The organism is Streptomyces sp. NPDC058457 (assembly GCF_042720695.1).
In the GTDB taxonomy this organism is placed as follows: domain Bacteria; phylum Actinomycetota; class Actinomycetes; order Streptomycetales; family Streptomycetaceae; genus Streptomyces.
This window is the reverse complement of sequence record NZ_JBHXLU010000024.1, coordinates 1-22,513: the sequence shown is the minus strand read 5'-3', so window position 1 is coordinate 22,513 and position 22,513 is coordinate 1. Positions and strand designations below refer to the sequence as shown.

The 22,513-nt window shown below is 71.9% G+C and carries 20 protein-coding genes; 10 read left to right on the top strand and 10 right to left on the bottom strand.

Annotation, left to right across the window (positions count from 1 at the left end; genetic code table 11):
* The first annotated feature begins 64 nt into the window (after positions 1-64).
* Both ACFWPS_RS20440 and ACFWPS_RS20435 read left to right on the top strand, forming a co-directional pair.
* Positions 65-3,217: a bifunctional cytochrome P450/NADPH--P450 reductase gene (locus ACFWPS_RS20440; protein WP_383707015.1), complete on the top strand. Its 3,153-nt coding sequence runs from the start codon at positions 65-67 to the stop codon at positions 3,215-3,217.
* A 247-nt stretch (positions 3,218-3,464) separates the two neighbouring features.
* A complete protein-coding gene (locus tag ACFWPS_RS20435) occupies positions 3,465-4,754 on the top strand; it encodes an ROK family protein (protein WP_383707013.1) in 1,290 nt (429 codons plus the stop codon).
* Positions 4,755-5,091: 337 nt separating this feature from the next.
* Here ACFWPS_RS20435 and ACFWPS_RS20430 read toward each other — a convergent pair whose 3' ends face one another.
* The gene (locus ACFWPS_RS20430; RefSeq protein ID WP_383707011.1) at positions 5,092-6,054 is read right to left on the bottom strand and encodes an SDR family NAD(P)-dependent oxidoreductase; all 963 of its coding nucleotides are present in this window, start codon (positions 6,052-6,054) and stop codon (positions 5,092-5,094) included.
* Positions 6,055-6,540: 486 nt separating this feature from the next.
* Here ACFWPS_RS20430 and ACFWPS_RS20425 point away from each other — a divergent pair, with 486 nt between their 5' ends.
* A complete protein-coding gene (locus tag ACFWPS_RS20425; protein ID WP_383707009.1) occupies positions 6,541-6,798 on the top strand; it encodes a hypothetical protein in 258 nt (85 codons plus the stop codon).
* A gap of 19 nt (positions 6,799-6,817) precedes the next feature.
* On the opposite strand, the gene ACFWPS_RS20420 is transcribed toward ACFWPS_RS20425, so the two are convergent.
* The 4 genes from ACFWPS_RS20420 to ACFWPS_RS20405 all read right to left on the bottom strand — a co-directional run bounded on the left by ACFWPS_RS20420 (position 6,818) and on the right by ACFWPS_RS20405 (position 10,886).
* Positions 6,818-8,059: a ricin-type beta-trefoil lectin domain protein gene (locus tag ACFWPS_RS20420; RefSeq protein ID WP_383707007.1), complete on the bottom strand. Its 1,242-nt coding sequence runs from the start codon at positions 8,057-8,059 to the stop codon at positions 6,818-6,820.
* Positions 8,060-8,225: 166 nt separating this feature from the next.
* Entirely contained in the window at positions 8,226-8,678 is a 453-nt protein-coding gene (locus tag ACFWPS_RS20415) for a VanZ family protein (protein WP_383707197.1), read from the bottom strand.
* A 546-nt stretch (positions 8,679-9,224) separates the two neighbouring features.
* Complete coding sequence (locus ACFWPS_RS20410) at positions 9,225-9,929, bottom strand: DUF4230 domain-containing protein (RefSeq protein WP_383707005.1); 705 nt, start codon at positions 9,927-9,929, stop codon at positions 9,225-9,227.
* Between the two features lie 144 nt (positions 9,930-10,073).
* Complete coding sequence (locus tag ACFWPS_RS20405; protein ID WP_383707003.1) at positions 10,074-10,886, bottom strand: helix-turn-helix transcriptional regulator; 813 nt, start codon at positions 10,884-10,886, stop codon at positions 10,074-10,076.
* Between the two features lie 77 nt (positions 10,887-10,963).
* On the opposite strand from ACFWPS_RS20405, the gene ACFWPS_RS20400 reads away from it, so the two are divergent.
* From ACFWPS_RS20400 to tuf, 3 genes are all read left to right on the top strand, one after another.
* Complete coding sequence (locus tag ACFWPS_RS20400) at positions 10,964-11,680, top strand: SDR family oxidoreductase (RefSeq protein ID WP_383707001.1); 717 nt, start codon at positions 10,964-10,966, stop codon at positions 11,678-11,680.
* A 59-nt stretch (positions 11,681-11,739) separates the two neighbouring features.
* A complete protein-coding gene (locus tag ACFWPS_RS20395; RefSeq protein WP_383706999.1) occupies positions 11,740-12,693 on the top strand; it encodes a ribose-phosphate diphosphokinase in 954 nt (317 codons plus the stop codon).
* Between the two features lie 65 nt (positions 12,694-12,758).
* Complete coding sequence (gene tuf, locus ACFWPS_RS20390) at positions 12,759-13,952, top strand: elongation factor Tu (protein WP_383706997.1); 1,194 nt, start codon at positions 12,759-12,761, stop codon at positions 13,950-13,952.
* Between the two features lie 45 nt (positions 13,953-13,997).
* Here tuf and ACFWPS_RS20385 read toward each other — a convergent pair whose 3' ends face one another.
* Together ACFWPS_RS20385 and ACFWPS_RS20380 are read right to left on the bottom strand one after the other, a co-directional pair.
* Positions 13,998-14,390: an anti-sigma factor antagonist gene (locus ACFWPS_RS20385; protein WP_383706995.1), complete on the bottom strand. Its 393-nt coding sequence runs from the start codon at positions 14,388-14,390 to the stop codon at positions 13,998-14,000.
* A 174-nt stretch (positions 14,391-14,564) separates the two neighbouring features.
* Positions 14,565-14,993, bottom strand: a complete 429-nt coding sequence (locus ACFWPS_RS20380; RefSeq protein ID WP_383706993.1) for a MarR family winged helix-turn-helix transcriptional regulator — start codon at positions 14,991-14,993, stop codon at positions 14,565-14,567.
* Positions 14,994-15,137: 144 nt separating this feature from the next.
* Here ACFWPS_RS20380 and ACFWPS_RS20375 point away from each other — a divergent pair, with 144 nt between their 5' ends.
* Both ACFWPS_RS20375 and ACFWPS_RS20370 read left to right on the top strand, forming a co-directional pair.
* Complete coding sequence (locus ACFWPS_RS20375; RefSeq protein WP_383706991.1) at positions 15,138-16,595, top strand: aldehyde dehydrogenase family protein; 1,458 nt, start codon at positions 15,138-15,140, stop codon at positions 16,593-16,595.
* A gap of 25 nt (positions 16,596-16,620) precedes the next feature.
* Positions 16,621-17,727, top strand: coding sequence for an NAD(P)-dependent alcohol dehydrogenase (locus ACFWPS_RS20370; RefSeq protein ID WP_383706989.1), 1,107 nt, complete (start codon positions 16,621-16,623; stop codon positions 17,725-17,727).
* Between the two features lie 15 nt (positions 17,728-17,742).
* Here the strand turns inward: ACFWPS_RS20370 and ACFWPS_RS20365 are convergent, their stop codons facing one another.
* Entirely contained in the window at positions 17,743-18,693 is a 951-nt protein-coding gene (locus ACFWPS_RS20365; RefSeq protein ID WP_383706987.1) for an NADP-dependent oxidoreductase, read from the bottom strand.
* 154 nt (positions 18,694-18,847) lie between these two features.
* Here ACFWPS_RS20365 and ACFWPS_RS20360 point away from each other — a divergent pair, with 154 nt between their 5' ends.
* Positions 18,848-19,696, top strand: a complete 849-nt coding sequence (locus tag ACFWPS_RS20360; protein WP_383706985.1) for a hypothetical protein — start codon at positions 18,848-18,850, stop codon at positions 19,694-19,696.
* Between the two features lie 4 nt (positions 19,697-19,700).
* Here ACFWPS_RS20360 and ACFWPS_RS20355 read toward each other — a convergent pair whose 3' ends face one another.
* Positions 19,701-20,267, bottom strand: coding sequence for a TetR/AcrR family transcriptional regulator (locus tag ACFWPS_RS20355; protein ID WP_383706983.1), 567 nt, complete (start codon positions 20,265-20,267; stop codon positions 19,701-19,703).
* A complete protein-coding gene (locus tag ACFWPS_RS20350) occupies positions 20,264-20,626 on the bottom strand; it encodes a DUF1304 domain-containing protein (RefSeq protein WP_383706981.1) in 363 nt (120 codons plus the stop codon). Before ACFWPS_RS20350 ends, ACFWPS_RS20355 begins: the two co-directional genes overlap by 4 nt.
* Before the next feature lie 349 nt (positions 20,627-20,975).
* Here ACFWPS_RS20350 and ACFWPS_RS20345 point away from each other — a divergent pair.
* Positions 20,976-22,513: ATP-binding protein (locus tag ACFWPS_RS20345; protein WP_383706979.1), on the top strand; the 1,538-nt coding region annotated here is incomplete at its 3' end.

Genomic DNA, 22,513 nt, shown 5'->3' with positions numbered 1-22,513 from the left:
CGCACCCCCCGAGGACCAGGCTGGATCACAGGACTTCCGTACCGCGAAAGGCAGTTGTCGCGCCATGCCCCCCACCGCGCTGCGCCCCGTCACCGCACCCACCCCGCACGGCGTGCCCGTCGTCGACATCACCGCCACCGGCCCCGGCCGCACCCCCGTCCAGCAGGTCATGGACCTGATGCGGGAGCACGGGCCGGTCCTCGTACGACGGCTGCACGGGCGGGACACCCTGTTCGTCGCCGACGCCGACCTGGTCGCCGACCTCGCCGACGAGCAGCGGTTCGCCAAGCACGTCGGACCCGCGCTGGAGAACGTCCGCGCCTTCGCCGCCGACGGGCTGTTCACCGCCTACAACGACGAGCCCAACTGGGCCAAGGCGCACGACATCCTCATGCCCGCCTTCGCCCTCGGCTCGATGCGCACCTACCACCCGGTGATGGTCAGGGTCGCCCGCCGGCTCATCGAGTCCTGGGACCGGGCCGCCCGCGACGGCCGCCCGGTCGACGTCCCGGACGACATGACCCGGATGACCCTCGACACCATCGGTCTCGCCGGCTTCGGCTACGACTTCGGCTCCTTCGAGTGCGCCGAACCCCACCCCTTCGTCGAGTCCATGGTCCGCTGCCTGGAGTGGAGCATGACCCGCCTGGCCCGCCGGCCCGGCACCGACCACTCGGCGGCCGACGCGGCCTTCCGCGACGACGCCGACTACCTCGCCCGGGTCGTCGACGACGTCATCGCCTCCCGCACCGGCACCGACCAGAGCACGGCCGAGGACCTCCTCGGCCTGATGCTCTCCGCCCGGCACCCCGAGGACGGCACCACCCTGGACCGAGCCAACATCCGAAACCAGGTCATCACCTTCCTCATCGCGGGCCACGAGACCACCTCCGGCGCGATGTCCTTCGCCCTGTACTACCTGGCCAAGCACCCGACCGCGCTCCAGCTGGTGCAGCGCGAGGCCGACGCACTGTGGGGCGACACGCCCGACCCGGATCCGACGTACGACGAGGTCGGCCGCCTGGCCTACACCCGGCAGGTGCTCAACGAGGCGCTGCGGCTGTGGCCGACCGCCGCCGCGTTCGGCCGGCACGCCCTGGACGACACCCTCCTCGGCGGCCGGATCCCGCTGAAGGCCGGACAGGCCGTCACCGTGCTCGCCCCGATGCTGCACCGCCAGCCCGTCTGGGGCGACAACCCCGAGCTCTTCGACCCCTCCCGGTTCACCCCGGAGGCGGAGGCGGCCCGCCCGGTGCACGCCTTCAAGCCCTTCGGCACCGGCGAACGCGCCTGCATCGGGCGGCAGTTCGCCCTCCACGAGGCGACCATGCTGCTGGCCATGCTGGTGCACCGCTACCGGCCGCACGACCACGCGGACTACGCGCTCACCGTCAAGGAGACCCTCACTCTCAAGCCCGAGGGCTTCACCCTGACCCTCACCCCGCGCACCCCCGCCGACCGCGTCCACCAGCCCCTGCCGGGGGCGCCGGCGACGGTCGAGCACGACCCGCACACGACGGCCGCGCTGCCGGCCCGGGTCCGCTCCGGCACCGGCGCCCTCCTCCTGCACGGCAGCAACTACGGCACCTGCCGGGGCTTCGCCGCCCAGCTCGCCGACGAGGCGGGCGAGATCGGCTGCGCCACCGAGGTCGCGGCCCTGGACGCCTACGCCGGCGGTCTCCCCACCGACCGGCCCGTCGTCGTCACCGCCGCCTCCTACAACGGCCGCCCCACCGACGACGCCACCGCCTTCGCCGCCTGGCTCGACGGCGCCCCCGACCTCACCGGAGTGACCTACGCCGTCCTCGGCGTCGGCGACCGCAACTGGGCCGCGACCTACCAGCACTTCCCGACCCGTATCGACGCCCGCCTCGCCGAACTCGGCGCCACCCGCCTCATCGACCGGGCCGCGGCCGACGCATCCGGCGACCTCACCGGCACGGTCCGCGACTTCACCGCCCGGCTCCGCACCGCCCTCCTCGAGCACTACGGCGACCCCGACGCCACCCCGGCCGGACCCGGGCCCACCGCCGGGTACGAGGTCCGCACCCTGACCGGCGGCCCCCTAGACGCCCTCGCCGGGCGCCATGGACTCGTCCCCATGACCGTCACCGAGGCATACGACCTCACCGCCCCCGGCCACCCCCGCACCAAGCGCTTCCTGCGCGTGGCCCTGCCGGACGACGTCACCTACCGCACCGCCGACCACCTCACCGTGCTCCCCGCCAACGACCCCGCACTCGTCACCCGGGTGATCACCGCCCTCGGTATCGACCCCGACACCGTCCTCGACATCCGCGCCACCCGCCCGCGCCGGGACGGCCTCGCCGTCGACCGCCCGCTGACGGCACGCCAACTCCTCACCCACCACGTCGAGTTGCAGGAGCGCCCGAGCACCCACCAGCTCTCCCTCCTCGCCGACGCCAACCCCTGCCCGCCGGAGAAGGCCGTCCTCGCCTCCCTGGGCGACGACCCGCGCACCCTCGTCGAGATCATCGAGGACCACCCCGCGCTGCGCGGCGCCCTCGACTGGCCGCGCCTCCTGGACCTGCTGACCCCGCTGAAGCCCCGGCACTACTCGATCTCCTCGTCCCCGGCCGCCGACCCCGGCCACGCCGACCTGATGATCTCCCTGCTGGAGGCCCCCGCCCGCTCCGGCAAGGGCACCTACCGGGGCACCGGCTCCGGCCACCTGACCGTCCTGCGTCCTGGCGACACGATCTACGCCCGCGTCCAGCCCTGCCGGGAGGCCTTCCGTATCGACGCCGGCGCACCGGCCGTCATGATCGCCGCGGGTACCGGCCTGGCCCCCTTCAGGGGCGCCGTCGCAGACCGCACCGCGGCCCTCGCATCGGGCACCGAACTCCCGCCCGCCCTCTGCTACTTCGGCTGTGACGCCGCCGACGCGGACTACCTGCACGCCGAGGAACTCCACGCCGCGCAGACCGCCGGCGCCGTCTCCCTGCGCCCGGCCTTCAGCACCGCGGGCATCTTCGTCCAGCACCGCATCGCGGCCGAGGCGGACGAGGTGTGGGCGCTGCTGGCGGCGGGCGCGAGGGTGTACGTCTGCGGCGACGGCAGCCGGATGGCACCCGGGGTGCGGGAGGCGTTCCGGACGATGTTCCGGGACCGCGTCCCCGAGGGAAATCCCGACGAATGGCTGAACTCCCTGGTGGCGGACGGCCGTTTTGTGGAGGATGTATACGCGGCATCCTGATCGACGCCCCGAGTTGTAGCGCGCCCCACAGGGGCGCGGGGCTGTACTAATATGCGGCTCCGCCGCGTGGGCGCGAGCAACCACGACGATCCTTCCGCCCGCCCGCGACCCGGACCGTTACGGCGCGACCTTGCATCGGCCCCTCCTTAGCTCACAGCGTGAACTAAGGGTTGGGAAAATATCGCTTCCGGCCCCCCGAAGGAGTATGTTGCAGGTCGGGCAGGGTTCGTGAAGGGAGCGGAGCCACATGGCGGGGCGGAACGGGCGCACGGTACGCGACCTCAGGAGGGCCAACCGCACGGCCGTACTGCAGCGGCTCTACTTCGACGGCCCCCTCAGCCGCTTCGAGCTGGGCCCGGCAACGGGCCTGAGCTCCGGCTCGGTGAGCAACGTGGTCGCGGACCTGGTCGCCGACGGCCTGGTCGAGGAGGCCGGCAGCGTCGACTCCGACGGCGGCCGCCCGCGCACCCTGCTGCGCGTCGCCCCGCACAGCGGACACATGATCGGCGTGGACGTCGGCGAGACCCGGGTCCGGGTCGAGCTGTTCGACCTGAACCTGACCGAACTGGCCCGCGTCGAGCGCCCGCTGGCGCAGCAGGGCTACGACGTCGACGTGATCGTCGGCCACATCCGGGACGGTATCGACGAGGTCCTCGCCACCGAGGGCGCCTCGCCCGAACTGCTCCTCGGCGTGGGCGTCGGCGTCCCCGGCATCATCGAGCACACCGACGACCGGGGTGCCGTCGTGCACGGGCAGACCATCGGCTGGGACGCCGTCCCGCTGGAGGAACTGCTCCGCTCCGGCTGCCGGCTCCCGGATTCCGTGCGGTACTTCATCGACAACGGCGCCAAGACCCTGGGCCAGGCCGAGATGTGGTTCGGCGCCGGGCGCGGCGCGGACAACGCGGTCGTGGTGCTGTTCGGCTCCGGCGTCGGCGCCTGCCTGGTCACCGCCGAGGTGGAGCACGGCCGGGCCGTCGAATGGGGACATCTGACCGTACGGGTGCGCGGCCGCCGCTGCCGCTGCGGCGCGCTCGGCTGCCTGGAGGCGTACGCCGGCGCCGAGTCGCTGCTCGCCCGCTGGCGCGAGGAGGGCGGCCGCCCGGCCGAGGGCCTCGACGAGGAGAGCGCGCTCACCGCGATGCTCGCCGCCGCCTACCCGCCGGAGGGCACCGAGCCCGACCCGGTCGCCCTCGCCGTCCTCGAGGAGACCGCCGAATACCTGGGCGCCGGCCTCTCGGACCTGATCAATCTCTTCCTGCCCGAGCGGATCCTGATCGGCGGGTGGGCCGGGCTCCAGCTCGGCGCCCGCTTCCTGCCCGCCGTACGCCGGTACGCGACCACGTACGCGCTGCGCCACCCCGCCGAGCAGGTCACCATCGACCTCGGCCGGCTGGGCCCGGACGCGGTCACCGTCGGGGCCGCGATCCTGCCCCTCGCCGACTTCTTCAGCCGCGGCGGCCGCCGCGCGGAACCGGCGACCGAGGACCGGCTCCCCGCGTGGCGCACGGCCCTGGAGGAGCGCAGCCCGCGCTGACCCCCGCGTTTCGCCGAGTGCGGCCGAGGTACTCGCCTGATGCTCGGAACGACGCGAGGGGAGTGTGCCGTGGGCGAGAAGCAGGGCGGCAAGCCGGTCCCCCGGGACCTGCCGGACCAGCAGGCCGGATCCGGCCGGGACCCGTGGGAGGCGGCGGAGATCCGGCCGACGCAGGACCGCGACGACGACCTCCCCGACCCCGACGAGGCCGGCGCGGGCCCCGGGGTGCACCGCGCTCGGGGGCGGTGCACCCCGAAGAACCGGTGCCGGACGAGCCGTCGGACTGAGCGCGGAGAGCCGGTCCCGGGCGGTCACCCGGGGCCGGCACACCGGTGGCTCAGGCGAACGCGTCGACGCCCGTCAGCTCCGCCGAGAGATCCCACAGCCGGGCGGCCTGCTCCGGGTCGACCGCCCAGGACTTCACGCCGGTCGGCTCGCCCTCCACGGCGGGCTCGGCGATGTCGCAGTCCTCCAGGTACACCCCGCCCATGCCGTCCAGCTGCGGGGACGTGGCCGCCCAGGTCTGGGTGGCCGCACCCTGCTCCGGCGTCTTCAGGCCCGCGACCTCCAGCAGGTTCCCCTGCTCGTCCATCCAGCCGCGCTCGATCTTCTCCTCCAGGGGGATGTGCCGCTGGAGCGGGGTCATGATGCCGCCGGGGTGCAGGGCGAAGGCCCGTACGCCGGAGTCCTGGCCGAGCCGGTCGAGGTGCACGGCGAACAGCACGTTCGCCGTCTTGGCCTGGCCGTAGGCCTCCCACTTGTCGTAGCCGTGCCGCCACTGGACGTCGTCCCAGCGCATCCCGGAGAAGTGATGGGCGCGCGAGGAGACCGAGACGACGCGGGCACCGCCGGGCTCGACGGCCGGCCAGAGCCGGTTGACCAGGGCGAAGTGCCCGAGGTGGTTGGTGGCGAACTGGGCCTCCCAGCCGGGCCCGACCCGGGTCTCCGGGCAGGCCATGATCCCCGCGTTGTCGATCATGAAGTCGACGGTCCGGCCGGAGGCCAGGAACCGCTCGGCGAAGCCGCGCACGCTCTCCAGGTCACCGAGGTCCAGCTCGTCCACCTCGACCCCGTCGAGGCCTGCCAGCGCCTCGCGGGCGGCCTCGACGCGCCGTGCGGGGACGACGACGCGGGCGCCCGCCCGGGTGAGGGCCCTGGTGGTCTCCAGGCCCAGCCCGGAGTAGCCGCCGGTGACGATCGCGAGCCGACCGCCGAGGTCGAGGCCCGTCAGGACCTCCTCGGCCGTGCTGTCCGCGCCGAAACCGGAACCGATCTTGTGCTGAGGTGTCGTAGCGCTCATGACCCGAACGCTACGAATTGGAGTGCTCTCGAAGTCAAGCGGACGTCACCGGCCGTCCCGAACGGCCCCGAACAGCGGAAAGCCCCGGCCGCGACGGGGGATTCGCGGCCAGGGCGGCCAGGTGGTGGGCACGGATGGCGGTCGCCTCTCGGCGAAAGGCTCCACAGGGCTTCAGCCGAACGATCGTCCCTGTGGGCAAAAGGTGAGGCCCGGGGACACTGTCCCATCCGCACCCACGGCTGGTTCAACGGACAACCACCGCTGGGTGTTCCGGGCCCGTAGGTGATGCGCGTCACCGCGTGGATGGCGGGATGTCGGCCGGACGGCGGGATGCCGGCCCGGGACCAAGCCTGGTCGTGGGTTTGCCCGTCTCTTCCTTAAGTGTGTGCAAATGTCCGGGCAAATATCCGGCCGACGGCTCCTGGGGCGCCGGGCAGAGCGACTCAAACCGGTCACTTCTGCCCGGAGAGATCTACCCTCGATTGCATGACCGAGATAGCGAGCCCGTTCATCTCCCAGCCACGGATCCTGGTGCTCGGGGTCATGCCCGGCAAGCCCGGCACCCCGCCCTTCCGCATCGTGGAGATCGACGGTGAGGTGGTCTGCCAGGCGCGCACCATCACGGATGTGCTGGAGGTCGCCGCGTCCTACGGCATCAAGGTCCACGACCTGGACGACCCGAACGTGGTCTGCTGGGTGGGCGGGGACAAGTTCACCTGGACGCCCCGCCCGGCGCGCCGCTAGCCCGCGGCGCGCCCTGTGCTCAGCCGACCGTCCACTTCTGGTTGGCGCCGCCCGTGCAGGTCCAGATCTGCAGCCGGGTGCCGTTGGCGGAGTTGTTGCCGGTGACGTCCAGGCACTTGTTCGCCTGTGGGTTCACGATGTCGTTCGCCGACGAGACGGCCCACTTCTGGGCGGCGGTGCCGTTGCAGTCGTAGAGCTGGACCGTCGTGCCGTCCGCCGTGCCGCCGCTGGTGACGTCCAGGCACTTGCCCAGCGCGCGGACGGTGCCGTCGCTGCCGACCGTCCACTTCTGGGCGGCGGTGCCGTTGCAGTCGTAGAGGTCGACGGGCGTGCCGTTGGCGGTGTTCGCCCCGGCCACGTCCACGCACTTGCCGGCCAGGCCCTTGATCGCGACCCCGGTCGCGCTGTCACTGGTCGTCACCGACACCGAGTCCACGACCAGCTGTGCCGGGAAGGAGGTCGAGCTGTCCGGGTCGCCCGGCCAGTAGCCGCCCACGGCCAGGTTCAGGATCAGGAAGAACGGCTTGTTGAAGGCCCAGGTGCTGCTGCCCACGTCGGCGGGGGTGCGCGTCTGGTAGACGACACCGTCGACCGACCACTTGATCGAGTTGGGCGCCCAGTCGACGGCGAACGTGTGGAAGGCGTCCGCGAACGCCTGCCCGTTCGACAGCGAGTAGGCGGCGCCTATCCCGTTGGAGCCGGAGTAGCCGGGGCCGTGGATGGTGCCGTGGATCGTGGAGGGCTCGTAGCCGACGTTCTCCATGACGTCGATCTCACCGGAGTTCGGCCAGCCGACCGACCCGATGTCGGTGCCGAGCATCCAGAACGCCGGCCACATGCCCTGCCCGCGCGGGATCTTCATCCGGGCCTCGACGTGTCCGTACTGCGCGCTGAACTTCCCGGAGGTGTTCATCCGGGCCGAGGTGTACTGGCAGGTGCCGTACCAGCACTGGTAGTTGGCCGGGTTCTCCTTCTTGGCCGTGATGACCAGGTGGCCCTGGCCGTCGAGGGCGGCGTTGTTGGTGCCGGAGGTGTAGTACTCCCGCTCGTGGTTGTTGACGTTGTCACCGGTCTCCAGCGTCCACTTCGAGGAGTCGACCGCCGAACCGGCGGCCCCGTCGAAGGTGTCGGAGAAGGTCACGGCGGCCGCGCCGGCGTCGGCGGCCTCGGCCCGGTGCGCGGGACCGAACGCGACGGACCCGACCAGCGCGGCGGACAGGGCGGCGAAGAGACATCTGCGGAGCAGTCGTGGGGAGGCCATGGCGCTCCCTTCCGTACGGCGGCCGGACGCGGGGAGGCATCCGGCCGGGGTGGGGGGTAAGAGTGATGCCTCTTGATTTAAGGAGTGAGATAAGAGACGCGTCAATACTTTGGTACGGACCAGTACAGGACGAACTACTGGCTGGTTCCGGACGATCGGCCGGCCGTCACGCCTTGCGCTTGCGGGCGTGCACCGCCCGGCCCAGCCGCCGGCCCAGCAGCAGCCAACCGACCAGCGCCCCCGTGGTGTTGAGGATGACGTCGTCCACGTCGAACGCCCGGCCGATGACCAGCGCGCCCTGCGCCATCTCCACCAGCAGCATCACGATCGCGGTGAGCAGCAGCACCCGCAGGACGCCCCGGGCGCCGGGCGCGAGGACCGGCACGAGGATCCCGAACGGGACGCCGAGCAGAACGTTCCCGCCGATCTGCCTCACGGCGTCACGGAACGCGGGCTGGTCCAGATAGATCCTGAGGGTGGCGCCGGGGTGCAGGTTGGTGTGCGCGATCGACACCGACGCGGGGGACGGATCGAGCGTCAGCCGGGCCAGAACGACGGCGAACGCCACCATGGCGACGAAGGCGCACATCATGGCCAGCAGCCGCAGCGGGAGGGGCAGCGGACGGCGCTCGACACCGCCGGCCTTGGCGGACGGCTTGGCGGACGGCTTGGCGGACGGCTTGGCGGAGGGTTTGGTGGAGGGTTTGACGGAGCCTTTGGCCGTGGCGGCCTTGCCTGGAGCCTTTCCGGAGCCGGGCGTCTTGCCGCCGGCGCCCTTCTTGGCGGTGCCCGAGGGCTTGGCGGTGCCCGCGGGCTTTGTGGCGCCGCCCTTCTTCGCGGTGGCCCCGGGTGCGGTGGGGCGGACCTTGACGATGCGTGCGGCCTTGGTGAACAGCCCGGCGCTCCGGCCGGTGCCCTCGTCCTTCTTCGTCCCCTCGTTCGGGTCGCCCTTGGCGGTGCGCGGGCGCGAGGCGGCGCTGGCCATGAGGTCCTCCACTCGTCAATTTGGCGGTGTGGTAACGCTGTTACCCGCCGAGCGCCGGGAGATGCCGGCCTCCTCGCCCGTACTCGCGCTCGGCACCTCGGGCGCCGAGAACGCAGCGGACCCCGGTCGCCTTCCACCGGAGGGCGACCGGGGTCCTGCCGGGCTGTCACCCGGCGTCGATCAGACCGTCCCGTAGGACACGTGCACCTCCGTGAAGCCGAGGGAGTGCAGCAGGCCCTCCAGCATGTCGGTGGTGTTGGTCTCGGCGCGGGTGGTCAGCCCGCTGTCCTTGGCCGCGGCCGAGATGTGCTTCACCGCCAGCTTCTGCACCGCCTGCTCGCTGTTCGGGTTGTCCGAGAACAGGTCGCCGATCCGGTCGAGCAGACCGCGCTGCTTGGAGACGGCGTACGAGTGGTCGGCGTCGAGGGTGGCCTTGCCCAGTTGCGCGTGCGGCAGCCGGATGGTGGCCTCGGTGCGGTCGGCGTTGACCGTCACGTCCTTCTGGGCGATCTTGCCGAGGTCGACATAGGAGTCGACGGTGCCCGCACCGACGTACAGCGTGCGGGTGCCGCGGATCGCGCTGGGCAGGTACTTGGCGTCCTTCTCCAGGTCGACGACGACCTGGAAGTTGCCGGAGGCCGCGTCGTAACGGCTCATGTCCTGGATGGACTTGAGCAGCGCCGGGCCGGTGTTGTCGCGGGTCTCCGTGCCGAACAGGTCCTTGATTCCCGGCAGCACCGCCAGTTTGATCCCGGCGAACAGCACCACGAGCACCAGCACCAATCCGGTGACCAGTTTCGCCCAGCCGGGCATGCGCCGGGGCCGGGCCGTGACGGGAGCCTCCTGTGCGGAGCTCGCCTTGCTCTCCTTGGTGGAACTCGCCATGTGACGGTCCTCCTTTCCAAGGACACGAATGCCCGCCAAAAGCCTTGTCAGACCGTGTTGTCGGCTGATTGAGACAGCTGAGGCGGGACTGATACAAGCGATGCCCCAGCGCGACCTCCGAGGCTTCCCCGCCCGGGGGACCGGTCAGGCCCGGGCGGCCAGTTCCGCGATCCGGCGCGCGGACACCGAACCCGGATCCGCGGTGACGAGGACGACCTCCTGGTCGTCCTCCGGCACCAGCAGGACGTCGCAGTTCAGCCGCAGGCGCCCCAGCTCCGGATGGTCGAGGACCTTGCTGCGATGTCCCGGGGCGTGCACCGGATGGGTGGCCCAGAGCCGCCGGAACTCCTCGCTCTCCGTATGCAACTCGTCCAGCAGGGCGGCTAGTCGCGGGTCGTGCGGATAGCGCGCGGCGGCCCGCCGGAGCCGGGCCGCCACGATGTGCGCGAACTCCTCGGCACTGGAGCTCTCGTACATCCGCCCCTGGCCCAGGAAGCGCCGCCGTGCCAGGTTGGTCGTGCCGCGTCCCAGGTCGCCGCCGAGCAGCAGCTGGGCGAGGGGGTTCCAGGCCACCAGGCCGTAGGCCGCGTCGGTGACGATCGCCGCGGTGTCGGGGAGCCGCTCCAGCAGGCGGGCCACGTGCGGTCGCACCTGACTGACCGCCGCGCCGCCGGGCGGCGGCGCGGCCGAGCCGGCCAGCCGGAAGAGGTGGCTGCGCTCGGCGGGGGCCAGCCGCAGCGCCACGGCGAGGGCGTCCAGGACGCGCGGGGAGGGGCGGGGGCCGCGGGCCTGCTCCAGGCGGATGTAGTAGTCGACGGACATGTGCGCCAGCTCGGCGACCTCCTCGCGGCGCAGCCCGGGCGTGCGGCGGTCGGTGCCCGGCGGCAGCCCCACCGTCCGCGGGCGCAGCCCCGCCCGGCGCTCGCGCAGGAAACGGGCCAGTTCCGGCCTCGCCATGCCGTCGTCGCCTCCTCGGTCCGCCTGGTACAGGTGGTCCCTGGCAGGGCGGACGCGGCCGGGGGACCGTGGCTGTCATGAACGAACGCACAGCACTTGTCACCGGTGCCAACAAGGGCATCGGCTTCCATGTTGCCAGGCTGCTCGCCGAGCAGGGTTTCCAGGTCCACGTCGGTTCACGGGCGGCCCGGCGCGGCGAGCAGGCCGTGGCGGAGATCGGCGGCAACGCGCGGCTCCTCGTGCTGGACGTCACGGATCCCGGCAGTATCGAGCGGGCCGCCGCCCGCGTGGACCGCCTCGACGTCCTGGTCAACAACGCGGGTGTCCAGCCGGTGACCGGCACCCCCTCCGAAACCGGCGTCGAGGGCTTCCGGCAGACGTACGAGACCAATGTCTTCGGTGTCGCCGCGGTCACCAACGCCTTCCTGCCCGCCCTGCGCCGCTCCGCCCGCCCGCGTATCGTGAACGTCTCCAGCGGCACCGCGTCGCTCACCTGGAGCACCGGACCCAATCCGCAGTTCACCGAGGGCGTTCCCAGGTCCGCCGCCTACCGCTCCGCCAAGGCCGCACTGAACGCGCTCACCGTCCTGTACGCCCAGGAGCTGGCCGAGGACGGGATCAAGGTGAACGCCCTCGCTCCCGGGCGGCGGGCCACCGACCTGGTGCCCGGTGCCGCGGTCGGGGGCGGCGATCCGGCCGAGGGCGCGCGGGGTGCCGTACGGCTGGCGCTGCTGCCCGACGACGGACCCACCGGCGGGTTCTTCTCCTGGGACGGCACACCCGTGCCGTGGTGAGAGCCGCACGATCCGTAGCATGAGCCCGTAGCCCGTATTGATCATGCGAGGAGCGGATCGTGCGAGACATCGCCGTCTTCAGCGGCAGCGCCCATCCCGAGCTGGCCGAGGAGGTCTGCGCGCACCTCGGGGTGCCGCTCAGCCCGACCCGGGTCAGCCGGTTCGCCAACGACTGTCTGGAGGTGCAGCTCCAGGCCAACTGCCGGGAGCGGGACGTCTTCCTGATCCAGCCCCTGGTCCGGCCGGTGCAGGAGCACCTGGTGGAGCTGCTGCTGATGTGCGACGCGGCCCGCGGCGCCTCCGCGGGCCGGATCACCGTCGTCATGCCGCACTACTCCTACGCCCGCTCCGACAAGAAGGACGCCCCGCGCATCTCGCTCGGCGGCCGGCTGGTCGCCGACCTGCTGGTGGCGGCCGGCGCGAGCCGGGTCCTCGCCATGACCCTGCACGCCCCGCAGGTGCACGGCTTCTTCTCGGTGCCGGTCGACCACCTGCACGCGCTGCGCGAGCTGGCGGCGCACTTCCGGCGCTACGACCTCTCGCGCACCACCGTCGTCTCGCCCGACCTCGGCAACGCCAAGGAGGCCGCCGCCTTCGCCCGGCTGATCGGCGCCCAGGTGGCGGCCGGCGCCAAGCAGCGGTATCCGGACGACCGGGTCACCATCAGCTCGGTGATCGGCGATGTGGCCGACCGGGACGTCATCGTGCTGGACGACGAGATCGCCAAGGGCAGCACGGTCATTGAACTGCTGGAGCGCTTGCGGGAGTTGGGGCCGCGTTCGATCCGGATCGCCTGCACGCACGGGCTGTTCGCGGCCGGGGCGCTCAAGCGGCTGAGCTCGCAGCCCGACGTGCTGGAGATCGTCTGCACCAACACCGTGCCGGTGCCGTTGGAGGAGCACACCGACAAGCTGCGGATCCTGTCCATCGCCCCGGCGCTGGCGGAGGCCGTACGCCGTATTCACAACGGTGAGTCCGTGAGCGCCCTGTTCGACGAGCCGCGCAACCTCTAGACAGGAAGGAGGAGTTGTAGCGCTGAACCGCGCTCGGCGGTACCGACGCGATCAGGAGGCCCCCAGTGGCGAAGGCCAGGTTCGAGCGGACGAAACCACATGTGAACATCGGCACCATCGGGCACATCGACCACGGCAAGACGACACTCACCGCGGCCATCACCAAGGTGCTGCACGACAAGTTCCCCCAGCTCAACCCCTTCACCCCGTTCGACCAGATCGACAAGGCACCCGAGGAGCGGCAGCGCGGCATCACCATCTCCATCGCGCACGTCGAGTACCAGACCGAGCGCCGGCACTACGCGCACGTCGACTGTCCCGGCCACGCCGACTACATCAAGAACATGATCACCGGGGCCGCCCAGATGGACGGGGCGATCCTGGTGGTCGCCGCCACCGACGGGCCGATGCCCCAGACCAAGGAACATGTGCTGCTGGCCCGCCAGGTGGGCGTGCCGTACATCGTCGTCGCGCTCAACAAGACCGACATGGTCGACGACGAGGAGATCCTGGAACTGGTGGAGCTGGAGGTGCGCGAGCTGCTCACCGAGTACGAGTTCCCGGGCGACGACATCCCGGTGGTCCAGGTCTCCGCGCTCAGGGCCCTGGAGGGCGACCCCCGGTGGACCGCGGCCCTGCTCGAACTCCTCGACGCCGTCGACGAGTTCGTGCCCGAGCCGGTGCGGGACGTGGACCGGCCGTTCCTGATGCCGATCGAGGACGTCTTCACCATCACCGGCCGGGGGACCGTCGTCACCGGCCGGATCGAGCGCGGCGTGCTGCGGGTCAACAGCGAGGTCGAGATCATCGGCATCCACCCGCAGAAGACGCGGACCACGGTCACCGGCGTCGAGATGTTCCGCAAGCTGCTCGACGAGGGCCGGGCCGGGGAGAACGTCGGGCTGCTGCTGCGCGGGGTCAAGCGGGACGACGTCGAGCGCGGCCAGGTCGTCATCAAACCCGGAACGGTCACCCCGCACACGGAGTTCGAGGCCCGCGCCTACATCCTCTCCAAGGACGAGGGCGGCCGGCACACCCCGTTCTTCGAGAACTACCGCCCCCAGTTCTACTTCCGCACCACCGACGTGACCGGGGTCGTCACCCTGCCCCCGGGCAGCGAGATGGTGATGCCGGGCGACAACACCACCGTGCACGTCCAGCTGATCCAGCCGATCGCGATGGAGGAGGGCCTGAAGTTCGCGATCCGTGAGGGCGGACGGACGGTCGGCGCCGGTCAGGTGACGAGGATCATCACCTAGCGGATCCTGGAGCGATCACGGTGGCAACGGTGTCATAAAACGGTGTCATAAGGTGCCGGACGTGGCCTCGGGCTGGCCCAGGGCCGCGTCCAGGGTCGCCCTGGGCGGCAGCAGCCGCGACAGGCCGGTCACCTTCAGCACGCGCAGGGTCAGCGGGTGCGCACAGACCAGCTGGAGCTGTCCGCCCCGCTCCAGCACCCTGCTGCGCGCCCGGTAGAGCAGTCGCAGTCCCGAGCAGTCGAAGAACTCGACGTGCAGCAGGTCGATCACCACCCGGCCGTTCTCCTGGGCGGTCACCCGGTCCAGGTAGGGCATGATCTCCGTCGCCGCCGCGATGTCGATCTCGCCCCGCAGCTCCAGCACCGTGTGGCCGCGCTCCTGGTGGACGCGCAGGTGCCGGGAGAGCGGCGCGGGATCCTGCCGGGGTTCCTGGCGCACGACGACATCACCTCCCACCCCTGCCGGTTCAATTCCGTTCCCCGCCTTGCAAGTTACCCTCGTTGGAGGGAATTTGAGCATGTTCGATTGACATATGTCTGCTGCTTCGGCTCGCCATTTTCTGTGGCGTGCGCGACAGTCGGGGAACGGGCACGTGAGAGCCCTGGCGCTCGACTAGGACAGCGCGTGCCACGCCTTGCTCAGTGCCTGGCGGAACTGCTCCTCCTGGTGCGCGGTGAGCTCGCGGACCATCCGCTCCTCCAGCTCCCGCACCGGCCCGGCGACCCCGGCGAGCAACTCGCGCGCGGTGTCGGTCAGCAGGATCAGCAGTTCCCGCCGGTTGCGCGGATTGCGCTCCCGCCGGATGAGCCCGCGCGTCTCCAGGGACCGTACGAGGTCGGCCATCGACTGGGCGGTGACGAACGAGTCCCGTGCCAGCTGGGCCGCCGACAGGCCGTCGTGGCGCTCCAGGACGGTCAGGGCCGTGTACTGCAGCGCGGTGATCCCGGCGGGCTTCACCAGCTCGTCGAGACGGGAGCGCACCACCAGCTCCACCTGCTTGACCATGTACAGCAGCGAGGGGCCTGTCTTTGTACCGACCATGCGTTCACCCTAGACCATTGACAGGAATCCTGTCTGTAATCAGACTGCGGACCAGAGGCGAGACCAACAGGAATCCTGTTTGTTGAAAACTTGGCGACCAAGGCGCTCGGCGCCGGCCGCGCCATCGACGCTGGGGAGTGGGCAATGACGACCACCTTCGAGAACGGACCGGGGCAGCTGTTCATCGGCGGCCAGTGGCGGGAGGCCGCCGACGGGGCCCGGACGGAGGTGACCGATCCGGCCACCGGCCAGGTGATCACCACCGTCGCGGAGGCCGGGGCCGCCGACGTCGACGCCGCCGTGCGCGCCGCCCGCGAGACCTTCGACGCGGGGGAGTGGTCGGGACTCAGCGGCCGGGAGCGCGGCCGCGTGCTGCACCGAGTCGCCCAGCTGATCCGGGAGAACGCCGAGGAGATAGCGGCCCTGGAGAGCCTGGACGTCGGCAAGCCCATCACGCTCGCCGGAGCCGTCGACGTCACCAACGCGGCCAACGACTACGAGCACTTCGCGGCCCTCGCCCACTCCCTGGACGGCGCCGTCCGCGACATCCCGCTCAACGCCCTCGCCTACACCCGGCGCGAGCCGATCGGCGTGGTCGCCGCCATCACCCCCTTCAACTTCCCGCTCATCCTGGCCGGTTCGAAGATCGGCCCGGCCCTCGCCGCCGGCAACACGGTCGTCCACAAGCCCGCCGACGAGACCCCGCTCAGCGCCCTCCGCATGGCCCGCCTGTTCAAGGAGGCGGGCGTCCCTGACGGGGTGCTGAACGTCGTCACCGGCGCCGGACCGGTCGCCGGTGAGGCCCTGCTGCGCCACCCGGGCGTCGACAAGGTCGCCTTCACCGGTTCCACCGCCATCGGCCGGCACGTGGCGAGCACGGCGGGGGAGGCGCTGAAGCCGGTCACCATGGAACTCGGTGGCAACGCGGCCCACCTCGTCTTCGAGGACGCCGACGTGGAGAAGGCCGTCGGCGCGGTGATCAAGGCGTTCGTCTTCAACACCGGCCAGTTCTGCATGGGCGGCCCCCGTCTCCTGGTCGCCCGCCCGGTCTACGCCACCCTGCTCGGCATCCTCGCCGAGGCCGTCCCCGGCGTCCCGGTCGGCGACCCGCGCGACCCGGCCACCGTGGTCGGCCCGATGGCGGGGGAGAAGCACCTGCGCAAGGTCGAGGAGTACGTCGAACTCGCCCGCAAGGAGGGCGGCCGCATCGTCTGCGGCGGCGAACGCCTCGACCTGAACGGCGGCTTCTACTACCGGCCGACCGTCGTCGCCGACCTGCCCAACGACTCCCGGGTGGTCCAGGACGAGATCTTCGGCCCGGTCCTCACCGTGCAGCCCTTCGACTCCGAGGACGAGGCCGTCGCCCTCGCCAACTCCACGCCGTACGGCCTCGCCGCGGGCATCCAGACCGGCAGCCTCGCCCGCGCCCACCGGGTCGCCGCCCGCCTCCAGGCCGGGATCGTCTGGGTCAACGACTGGGCGATGCTCGACCCCGCCGTCCCCTTCGGCGGCGTCAAGGCCTCCGGCTTCGGCCGCGAGTACGGCCCCGAGTCCCTCACCGCCTACACCAAGGTCAAGTCCGTCGTCGTCTCGCTCGACTGAGCCCCGCAGACCAGGAGTTCGTACGATGTCCCTCACCACCCGAGCCGCCGTGGTCGAGTCCGGCGGCGCGTCCTTCACCCTCAGCGACGTGGAACTGGACGCGCCGGGGCCCTACGAGGCGCTCGTCCGCATGGTCGCCACCGGTCTGTGTCACACCGACCTCAGCGTGGCGAGCGGCGGACTTCCCTTCCCGCTGCCCGGAGTTCTGGGCCACGAGGGCGCCGGCGTCGTCGAGGCCGTCGGCTCCGCCGTCACCGGCGTGGCCCCCGGCGACCACGTCGTGCTTTCCTTCACCTCCTGCGGCACCTGCCGCAACTGCCACGGCGGCCACCCCGCCTACTGCACCACCTGGCTGCCGCTCAACCTCATCGGCGGCCGCCGCGCCGACGGCACCCACACGGTCAGCCGGGACGGCGAGCCGCTCGGCGGCCACTTCTTCGGCCAGTCCTCCTTCGCCGAGCGGGCGCTGGTGGACGAACGCAGTCTGGTCAAGGTCGACCCGGACGTGCCGCTGGAGTCGATCGCCCCGCTCGGCTGCGGGGTGCAGACCGGGGTCGGCGCCGTCTGGAACATCCTGGAGCCGGCCACCGGCAGCACGATCGTCGTCCTCGGCGCCGGAGCGGTCGGCCTGTCCGCCGTCATGGCCGCCGCGCTCACCTCCGCCACCACGATCGTCGCCGTCGACCGGGTGGCCGAACGCCTCGAACTGGCAAGGGAGGTGGGGGCCACCCACACCGTCGACGCGACCCGGGAGGACGTGCCCGAGGCCCTCCGGCGCATCTCGGACGGAGCCGGCGCCGACGGCATCGTGGAGACGACCGGCAGCGTCGCCGTCCTCCGGCAGGGCGTCGACGCGCTCGCCGCCCGCGGCACCCTGGTCGTCGTCGGTGCCCCGCCCTTCGGCACCGAGGTCCCGCTGGACGTCAACGGGTTGCTGGCCGGCAAGCGGATCGTCGGCCTGACCCTCGGCGACAGCGAGACCCAGGCCTTCATCCCGGCCCTGGTCCGGCTGGTCCGCGAGGGGCGGCTGCCGCTGCACCGGCTGATCAGCACCTACCCGTTCGCCGAGATCGACCGGGCCGTGCAGGACATGAGCACGGGCAAGGCGATCAAGCCCGTGCTCACCTTCTGAGTCCGTCCCGGGACGTCAGTCCACCACCAGGACCAGCTTGCCCGTGGTCCGGCCGGTGCCGCCGAGCTCGTGCGCCTTGGCGGCATCGGCCAGCGGGAAGGTCCCCGCGACCGCGGCCCGCAGCTTCCCCTCCTCGACCAGCCCGGCGATCGCCCCCATCCCCGCCCGGTCGGCGTCCACCAGCATCCGCACCGCCCGCACCCCCAGCCGCTCGGCCTCTTCGAAGAACCGCGGGCCGCCCACGGGCAGGATCGACACCACGACCCCGCCCGGCCGCAGCACCCGCAGCGAGGCCTCCGAGGTGTCACCGCCGATCGTGTCCAGGACGACGTCGACGTCCCGCACCGCCTCAGTGACGTCCACCGACCGGTAGTCCACCGGCTCGTCCACGCCGATCCCGCGCAGGAAGTCGTGCTTGCCGGCGCTCGCCGTGCCGATCACGTACGCGCCGCGCGCCTTGGCGATCTGCACCGCCACATGCCCGACCCCGCCGGCCGCCGCGTGGATCAGCACCCGCTGCCCCGGCCGCACGTCGGCGTTCTCCACCAGCGCCTGCCAGGCCGTCAGCGACACCAGCGGCAGCGCGGCCGCCTGGACGTGGTCGATCCCGGCCGGCTTCGGCACCAGGGCGCGGGCGGGGAGGGCCACGTACTCGGCGTGCGTGCCGTGCCCGTACGGGTAGGACGCCATGCCGAAGACCTCGTCGCCGGGGCGGAAGGCGGCGACCCCGATGCCGGTCTCCTCGACGGTGCCGGAGACGTCCCAGCCGAGGACGAAGGGCGGCTTGCCCAGGAAGCCACCGGTCTCCCGGTGCTTCCAGTCGGTCGGGTTGAGGCCGGCCGCCCGCACCCTGACCAGCACCTCGTTGGGGCGCGGCTTCGGCCGCTCCACCTCGATCACCTTCAGCACCTCGGGGCCGCCGAGGATGTCCTGGCTGATCGCACGCATCGTGTTCATCTCGCTCATGGTCACCCAGCCTGCCGGGACGCGCCCGGCGGGAAAATGGCACGATGGCCAACCTTCGATGGAATCGTGCCAGCCCCTCCTCCTGGCGGGCGTGAACGTTCCGGCCCGCTCCGCCGTCCAAGGACGGCAACGGGGACAAGGGGCGGGGGCGGACATGCGCAGAGGGCTGGCGGCGGCGACGGTACTGGTGGCGAGCGTGGCGGTGGGGTGCGACGGTGCGGGCGGGCCGGACGTCGTGGTCGAGGGGACGCCGCCGGCGACGCCGTACCGCGGGCCGCTGGACATCCCCACGAAGGAGGTCGACGAGAGCACCCCGCAGGCCATGCGCACCGCCTCCGGCGCGGCCGGCCGCGCGCTGGAGTGCGACGGGGAGATCTACTGGGGCACCGGGCCCGACGGCTGGAGCGAGAGCGACGGCGGCGACTCGCCCGAGGCGGGCCTGCGGCTCTTCTTCGACATGTTCGAGCCGGAGGTACCGCGCAGCGGCTACCGCGTGGAGCGCCGGGAAGCGGACCGGGTGCTGTACTCCTACGACGTCCAAGGGCGCACCAAGGTCGCCGTCGTGGTCGCCAAGGACCAGAAGGGCAGGCCCGGCTGGGGGCCGGAGACCAATGCCACCTGCGATCCCTCCGAATTCCCGGCGGGCGTGACGACGGGAGCGGGATGGCCGGAGATCTGGACCGACGCACGCGGCCGCCGGGTACCGGTCTCGAAGATCACCAGCTCCTCCGGCCCCGAGCACTGCGGCTGGCAGTCGGCGCACTTCCTGACGCTCGGCGGCACGACCTACGTCCGCGATCCGCACGGCGTGTTCGCCGAGGGCTCCGAACTCGCCGGACGCTACGACGGTGACACCACGATGCCCGCCGACGCGCACGACACCGGATACCGCTTCCGTGACTGGCGGCTGTGGCTGACGGACGACGGCGACACGGCGTACGTCCGCACCTCGCACGGCGTGGAGGCCTGGCCCAGGGAGCGGCGGGGCTTCGCCTGTGCCTGACCGCTCAGCGGCTCATGTGCAGGGCGACCAGCAACTGCCAGACCTGGTCCGCCACTTCGTCCGGACCGGCGTCGAGCAGGCCGTGCAGCCAGTCGGCCAGCACCCCGGCGAAGGTGGCGGCCACCGCCGAGGCCACCAGCGGGGCGTCCGCCGCGCCCACCAGCTCCCGTTCGGCCAGGCTGCGCGCCCGCAGGTCCCGGTGCAGCACCCGGCCCAGCGGGCCCCCGCCGCCCGGCGCGAGCAACTCCCGGTACAGGGCCGCGTGCGGCACCAGCCCGGCGAAGAACTCCCGCAGCGCGGGCGGCGCGTGCACCGGGTCCGGCCGGCCGCGCCAGGCGTGCAGCGCGTCCACGGCGTCCCGGACGACGTCCGCGCAGGCGTCGACCGCCAGCGCCTCCAGGCCGTCGTAGTGGACGTAGAACGTGGCCCGGCCCACCCCGGCCCGGCGCACCACCGCGGCCACCCCGGCCTCGGCGAGCGGCCGTTCGGCGCACTCCTCCAGGAGGGCCGCCCGCAGCCGGGTGCGGGTGCGGGCGGCCCGCGGGTCCTCGGCGGCCGGGCGGCCGGTCATCGGGCGGCGAGGACGGCGGCCAGGGCGAGCGCGCCGGGCAGCGCCTGTGCGAACAGGATCCGCCGGTTGGCCGTGACCGCGCCGTACACCCCCGCCACCACCACGCACGACAGGAAGAACACCTGGGCCCGGAAGCCCGTCGGGTCGGCCGCGATCAGCCCCCACACCAGACCGGCCGCCAGGAAACCGTTGTAGAGGCCCTGGTTGGCGGCGAGCGGTGCGGTCCGCCGGGCCAGTTCCGCGTCGAAGCCGTGGAAGCGCATCCCGGGGCTCTTCTGCCACAGGAACATCTCCATCACCAGGATGTACGCGTGCAGCGCGGCCACCAGCCCGACCAGCACGTTCGCCAGGATTTCCATGATCGGCGGACCCTCCCCATCTCTTGAACAGGTGTCCACTATAGCTGGACAGGTGTCCAGGAGGTCCCGCGGGTCGTACCGGCCGGGACATGGGGGTGGATGTCGGGAAGTCGCCGTCAGGAATGGGTATTTGTTGATTTGCCGCCAACTGGCGGAGCGTGACGGAACCCTCACTTCCTCTGCTCGTCGAGGTTGATCCTTTCGGGTTCAAACCCGATAAGCTCCTTTCCGTCACAGCGAGTTGACGCACCCTATGGTGGGTCCGTCCCGCCGTGTGTACCCATGAGTGCGGCCTTCGCGCACTGCCCCTGTTCGTTGCTGTTCGATTGTGTTGCTTCTAAGGATGCAGATGGAACTCGCCACTCCGCCGCCGGCGGCGCGGGCCCCTGTCGCCTGGTACAGCTGGTGGCTGATGCCGCTGGCCTTAGGGGGAGGGACGGTCGCCGCCACGTTCATGAGCTCCGAGCGAATAACCGCCGCCGTCGCCGGCGCCGCGGCCACCGTCGCGAGCTCGGTGTGCGTACGGCTCCTGATCCGCTCGCAGCGTCAACTGCGCAGCACCGAAGGGTCGTTCCGCAGCTCGCAGGCCGAGCACTCCCAGCAGTGGCAGCAGCATGTCTCGGGCCTGGAGCGCAAGTTCTCCGCCGAGCGCGCCACGCTGGAGGCCCAGCTCAACGAGCAGTCGGCCGCGTTCGACGCCCAGCTCGGTGAGCAGACGTCCGCCTTCGACGCCCGGCTCGCCGACCGGACCGCCCACTACGACGCCCAACTGGCCGAGCAGTCACGGGCGTACGAGGAGCGGCTCGCCGACCAGCTGAAGTCCTCCGAGGCGCAGCTCGCCGACCAGGCCGAGGTCTGGCAGGAGCAGCTCACGCACCAGCGGGCCGCGATCTCCCGGCTCGCCGACGAGCAGCTGCCCGAGGGACTGAAGCGGCTGCGCGACGGCGACGCCATCGACGACCTGCTGCCCGTCACCGACCAGTGCGCCAAGGTCGACAAGGACGTCCAGGCCGACCTGCGCCGCATCCTGCGCACTTCGCTGATCGGTGTGGAGGAGGAGTTCAACCGCTCCACCTCCGCCGAGCAGGCCGTGATCAGTATCGGCAACCGCATCCACGTCCTGACCAGCAAGCTGCGCGGCCGGCTGCACGAGATGCAGGGCGAGCACGGCCGGCTGCCCGCTGTGGCCCGCGGTCTGATGGAGCTCGACCAGGAGCTCGGCCCCGCCGACTCGCTCGCCGGCAGCATCGGCGTGCTCGGCGGCTCGGACCGCCCCGGCCGCCAGTGGCAGGAGCCCCAGCGCCTGCTCAGCGTGGTGCGCGGCGGCATCGGCCGGATCAAGGACTTCCACCGCGTCGAGGTCCGGCATCTGCCCGAACTCGGCGTCGACGGCGGTCTGGTGGACCACCTCACGCTGATCTTCGCCCACCTGCTGGACAACGCGGCCCGCTACTCGCCGCCCACCGAGCCGGTCGTCGTCTCCGGCAAGGAGGTACCCAACGGCGTCGGGATCGAGATCCAGGACTCCGGCAAGGGCCTGAGCGAGGAGAAGAAGCGCGAAGCCGAGCACTCCCTGGCGGGTACCGAAACCGGACCCGGTATCGGGGGCATCTCCGAGGACGCCAGCATCGGCCTGCGGGTCGTCGGCATCCTCGCCCGCCGCTACGGCATCCGGGTCACCTTCGCGGACTCGCCCTGGCTCGGTACCTCGGTGGTCGTCGTGGTCCCGCACAAGTTCTTCAGCCCGCTGCCCGCGGCCGGCCCGGCCCCGGTGTCCGCGTCGGGGGGGCCGGGCGCCGCCGCCCCGGGGCCGCGGCCCCCCCCCCGCCCCCGCCGAACCAACCCACCACCGGCGGGCCGAGGTGGCCCGGGACCCACCCCCCCCCG